This window comes from Streptomyces sp. NPDC006265 (assembly GCF_040613555.1).
Classification (GTDB): Bacteria; Actinomycetota; Actinomycetes; order Streptomycetales; family Streptomycetaceae; genus Streptomyces.
The window spans coordinates 1-4,219 of record NZ_JBEXSH010000799.1 but is presented as its reverse complement, the minus strand read 5'-3'; the positions used below and the strand labels follow the sequence as shown (position 1 = coordinate 4,219).

General features: G+C 70.0%; 4 protein-coding genes and 1 pseudogene. 4 read left to right on the top strand and 1 reads right to left on the bottom strand.

Annotation, left to right across the window (positions count from 1 at the left end; all coding sequences use genetic code 11):
• Window positions 1-211: ACT domain-containing protein (locus tag ABZ281_RS40190; RefSeq protein WP_356662925.1), on the top strand; the 211-nt coding region annotated here is incomplete at its 5' end.
• A gap of 81 nt (window positions 212-292) precedes the next feature.
• A complete protein-coding gene (gene ffh / locus ABZ281_RS40185; RefSeq protein ID WP_356662924.1) occupies window positions 293-1,843 on the top strand; it encodes a signal recognition particle protein in 1,551 nt (516 codons plus the stop codon).
• 89 nt (window positions 1,844-1,932) lie between these two features.
• Here ffh and ABZ281_RS40180 read toward each other — a convergent pair whose 3' ends face one another.
• Window positions 1,933-2,787 carry a class I SAM-dependent methyltransferase gene (locus ABZ281_RS40180; RefSeq protein WP_356662923.1) on the bottom strand — a complete coding sequence of 285 codons (855 nt, stop codon included), beginning with the start codon at window positions 2,785-2,787 and terminating at the stop codon, window positions 1,933-1,935.
• Window positions 2,788-3,041: 254 nt separating this feature from the next.
• On the opposite strand from ABZ281_RS40180, the pseudogene ABZ281_RS40175 reads away from it, so the two are divergent.
• Both ABZ281_RS40175 and ABZ281_RS40170 read left to right on the top strand, forming a co-directional pair.
• A pseudogene (locus ABZ281_RS40175) lies at window positions 3,042-3,226 on the top strand (proline--tRNA ligase); the annotation flags it as partial.
• A 273-nt stretch (window positions 3,227-3,499) separates the two neighbouring features.
• Complete coding sequence (locus tag ABZ281_RS40170; protein ID WP_356662922.1) at window positions 3,500-4,102, top strand: hypothetical protein; 603 nt, start codon at window positions 3,500-3,502, stop codon at window positions 4,100-4,102.
• The last annotated feature ends 117 nt before the right edge of the window (window positions 4,103-4,219 follow it).

Below are 4,219 nucleotides of genomic sequence, written 5' to 3'. Positions count from 1 at the left end.
CGAGGTCCGCTCCCAGGACGCCCCCGGCTTGCTCTTCCGCATCGGCAGGGCCCTGGAGGACGCGAGCGTGCAGGTGCGCAGCGCACATGTCTCGACGCTGGGCGCCAACGCCGTCGACGCGTTCTACGTGACCGGCCCCGAGGGCGCGCCGCTGCCCGGGGACGAGGCGGCGTCGGTGGCGCGGAAGCTGGAGGAGACACTGCGTGGGTAAGGCCGACCCGGCGACTTGTCACGCCGGGATACCCTGGAGGGCGATTCCCTGTAGCCACCAACCCTGAGGACCGCGAGCGCCGTGTTCGATACTCTTTCCGATCGCCTCTCAGCGACCTTCAAGAACCTGCGCGGCAAGGGACGGCTCTCCGAGGCGGACATCGACGCCACGGCGCGCGAGATCCGGATCGCGCTCCTCGAGGCGGACGTGGCGCTTCCCGTCGTCCGGACGTTCATCAAGAACGTCAAGGAGCGTGCCCTCGGTGCCGAGGTCAGCAAGGCGCTGAACCCCGCCCAGCAGGTCCTCAAGATCGTCAACGACGAGCTCGTCACCATCCTCGGCGGCGAGACCCGGCGTCTGCGCTTCGCCAAGCAGCCGCCCACCGTGATCATGCTCGCGGGTCTGCAGGGTGCCGGTAAGACCACCCTCGCGGGCAAGCTCGGCCGCTGGCTCAAGGAGCAGGGCCACTCGCCGCTGCTGGTCGCCTGTGACCTCCAGCGCCCCAACGCCGTCAACCAGCTCAGCGTCGTCGCCGAGCGGGCCGGTGTCGCGGTCTACGCTCCCGAGCCGGGCAACGGCGTCGGTGACCCGGTCAAGGTCGCCAAGGACTCCATCGAGCACGCGAAGACCAAGGTCCACGACATCGTGATCGTGGACACCGCCGGCCGCCTCGGCATCGACCAGGAGATGATGCAGCAGGCCGCGGACATCCGCGACGCCGTCGCCCCGGACGAGATCCTGTTCGTCGTCGACGCGATGATCGGCCAGGACGCCGTCAACACCGCCGAGGCCTTCCGCGACGGCGTCGGCTTCGACGGCGTGGTGCTCTCCAAGCTCGACGGTGACGCCCGCGGTGGTGCCGCCCTGTCGATCCGGCAGATCACCGGCATGCCGATCATGTTCGCGTCGAACGGCGAGAAGCTGGACGAGTTCGACGCGTTCCACCCTGACCGGATGGCCTCCCGCATCCTCGACATGGGTGACCTCCTCACCCTGATCGAGCAGGCGGAGAAGACGTTCAGCCAGGAAGAGGCCGAGAAGATGGCCTCCAAGCTGGCGTCCAAGAAGGGCCAGGACTTCACCCTGGACGACTTCCTGGCCCAGATGGAGCAGGTCCGCAAGATGGGCTCCATCTCCAAGCTGCTCGGCATGCTCCCGGGCATGGGCCAGATGAAGGACCAGATCAACAACCTCGACGAGCGGGACGTCGACCGCACGGCCGCCATCATCAAGTCGATGACCCCGGCCGAGCGCCAGGAGCCGACGATCATCAACGGCTCGCGCCGCGCCCGTATCGCCAAGGGTTCCGGCGTCGAGGTGAGCGCCGTGAAGAACCTGGTCGAGCGGTTCTTCGAGGCCCGCAAGATGATGTCCCGCATGGCCCAGGGCGGCGGCATGCCCGGGATGCCCGGCATGCCGGGCATGGGCGGCGGTCCCGGCCGCACCAAGAAGCAGCCGAAGAAGGCCAAGGGCAAGCAGCGCTCCGGCAACCCGATGAAGCGCAAGCAGCAGGAGCAGGAGGAGGCCGCCCGCCGGGCCGCCGCGGCCGAGGGCGGCGGCACCTTCGGACTGCCCCAGCAGGGCGGCAAGGACTTCGAACTCCCCGACGAGTTCAAGAAGTTCATGGGCTGACAGCCCGTCTGCCGCACTCTTCGCCCGACACCGGGGGCGCCCCTGGCGCACAGGGGCGCCCTCGCGGTCGTTCGGTCAGAGGGCCGGAGTCACGGAGTCCGGGCGATCAGATACCGGAACACGTTCGGCATCCACACCGTCCCGTCCTGCCGCTGGTGCGGATGCAGGGCCTCGGTCAGCTCCTTGTCCACCTGCACCTGGTCCGTCGCCGTCATCGCCGCGTCGAACAGCCCCGTCGACTTCAGGCCGCGTACCGCGCTGTCCATGTCGGCGTATCCGAAGGGGCACGCCACCCGCCCCGACCCGTCCGGCTTGAGGCCGGCCCGCTGGGCGACGTCCTCCAGGTCGTCGCGGCGGGCCGGACGCCAGCTGCCCGAATGACGCAGCGGCTCAGCCAGCTTCGTGGCCACCCGCATCACGGACGCCGTGGCACACCGCTCCGGCGGGCCCCAGCCGGCCAGCACCACGGCCGCACCGCGCCGGGCGAGCGGTGCCGCCTCCGAGAGCAGCCCGCCCAGCCCCTCCGAGTCGCCCGCGAGGCACCCGATCGGCTCGAAGGCGGTCACCAGGGTGAACCCCGGAGCGCCCGGCACCGCGGTGTCCCGGGGCGAGCCGTCGACCAGTCGGATGTCCGGCCGCGCACGTGTACCCGGCGTCTGGGGCAGCAGCCGCTCCCGCGCCAGGGCCATTCTTTCGGGGGAGACGTCGACACCGGTGACCGCCGCTCCCCGGGCGGCGGCCATCAGCAGGGAGAGCCCGGAACCGCAGCCGAGGCCGAGCAGCCGCGTGGCGGGACCCACTTCCAGTCGCTCGTAGACGGCCTCGTAGAGCGGAACGAGCATCCGCTCCTGGATCTCGGACCAGTCACGCGCGCGTGCACGCAGGTCCACGCGGGGTACGGCCCCCGCGTGAGGCAGGTGCTGCCGCACGAGCGTAGGTGTCATAAGTAAGCGCCCCAATCCGCCGAGAGTTGCCTCTTGCCCGATTCCATGGCCCCCGTGACAGTGCGCTCGCACTACCCCCGTATGCCAGGAAACTCCCCCCTCGACCTGTCGTCCAGTGGAATGGGGCAGGGCTTGTGAGATGTCATGTGCCTATGGCGAGATTTCACATTCCGGCAACCCGGGCCCGCACCATCCCGCCATGGCAAGGCACCCGTTCTCGCCCCCGGGCGGATGATTTCCCGCGCTGGTGCCGGGAGGATGTCGAGGCGGCCACCCCCGGCCGCTGGGCGTGCATCCGCTGGGCCGCGCGCTCGGCGAGGATGGCGAGTCCGAGCTCGCCGATCACGCGGTGACCGTACGGTGTCTGGTCGCCGGGGACGGGTCGGTGCCGGACGCCGACGACGCACCAGGTAACGTCGCGGTCGTCGCAGGCGCCTACCGAGGTGGGGCACGCGCTTACCGTGGGGGCGCGAGGCGACCGAAACACCTCTTGCGCATCAGCGGAATCTTGCCACCCCGGCGCGCAGACAGGGTCTACGCGCCGGGGCGTACGCGGGGCTACGCACCACCTTGCGGTGAGCTGTGAGGCTTATCCACAGATCAGCGCACCCGCCCTCGTCGGGACGCATCAGAGGCAACTGACGGGTACGTGCAAATTATTTGGGATGGCCCGGAATCGGAACACTGGGGCACCCCGGCTCGTTGTCATTACGTGAGCACGACACAGACACCACCTGTACTCGCCGCAGAGCTGGCACAGGCGTGGGCCGATATTCAGCGGTACCACCCCGAGCTGCCCGACCTTGCCGCGCCAGAGTCCCTGATCGGGGAGTCGTCGTCCGCGTGCGGTCACGAGCTCTCCTTCGAGCGACTGCTCCATGAGGCAGTCCATGGCGTCGCCGCCTCGCGCGGCGTCCGCGACACCTCCCGTGCCGGCCGCTACCACAACCGCAGATTCCTCGCGATCGCCGAGGAGCTGGGCCTGGACCACCCCGACGAACCGCATCCCAGCAGCGGTTTCTCCCTGGTCACGCTCACCCCCGAGGCGAAGCGGCGCTACCGCCCGACGATGGAGCGTCTCCAGCGTGCCCTGAAGGCGCACACCGCCGCGACCTCCTCCGACACCTCCCGCACCTTCCGGGGACCGGCCGCCCGGCACGGCTCCTCCGGCGGCGGCGTACGCGTCAAGGCCGTCTGCGACTGCGGCCGCAACGTCCGCGTCGTCCCGTCGGTCCTCGCCCAGGCCCCCATCGTCTGCGGCGGCTGCGGCAAGCCGTTCCGGATCCCGGACGTCGTGGGAGCGGTAGCGAGCTGACGCCCCGCACCGGCATCTCGTGGCTGCCGGTCCATGGCGCAGGGCTCGGGCCGAGACGCGCATCCGAAGTGACCAACCTACCCTCCGGTTGCTCACTAGGTATGCCCGCACGTCGTT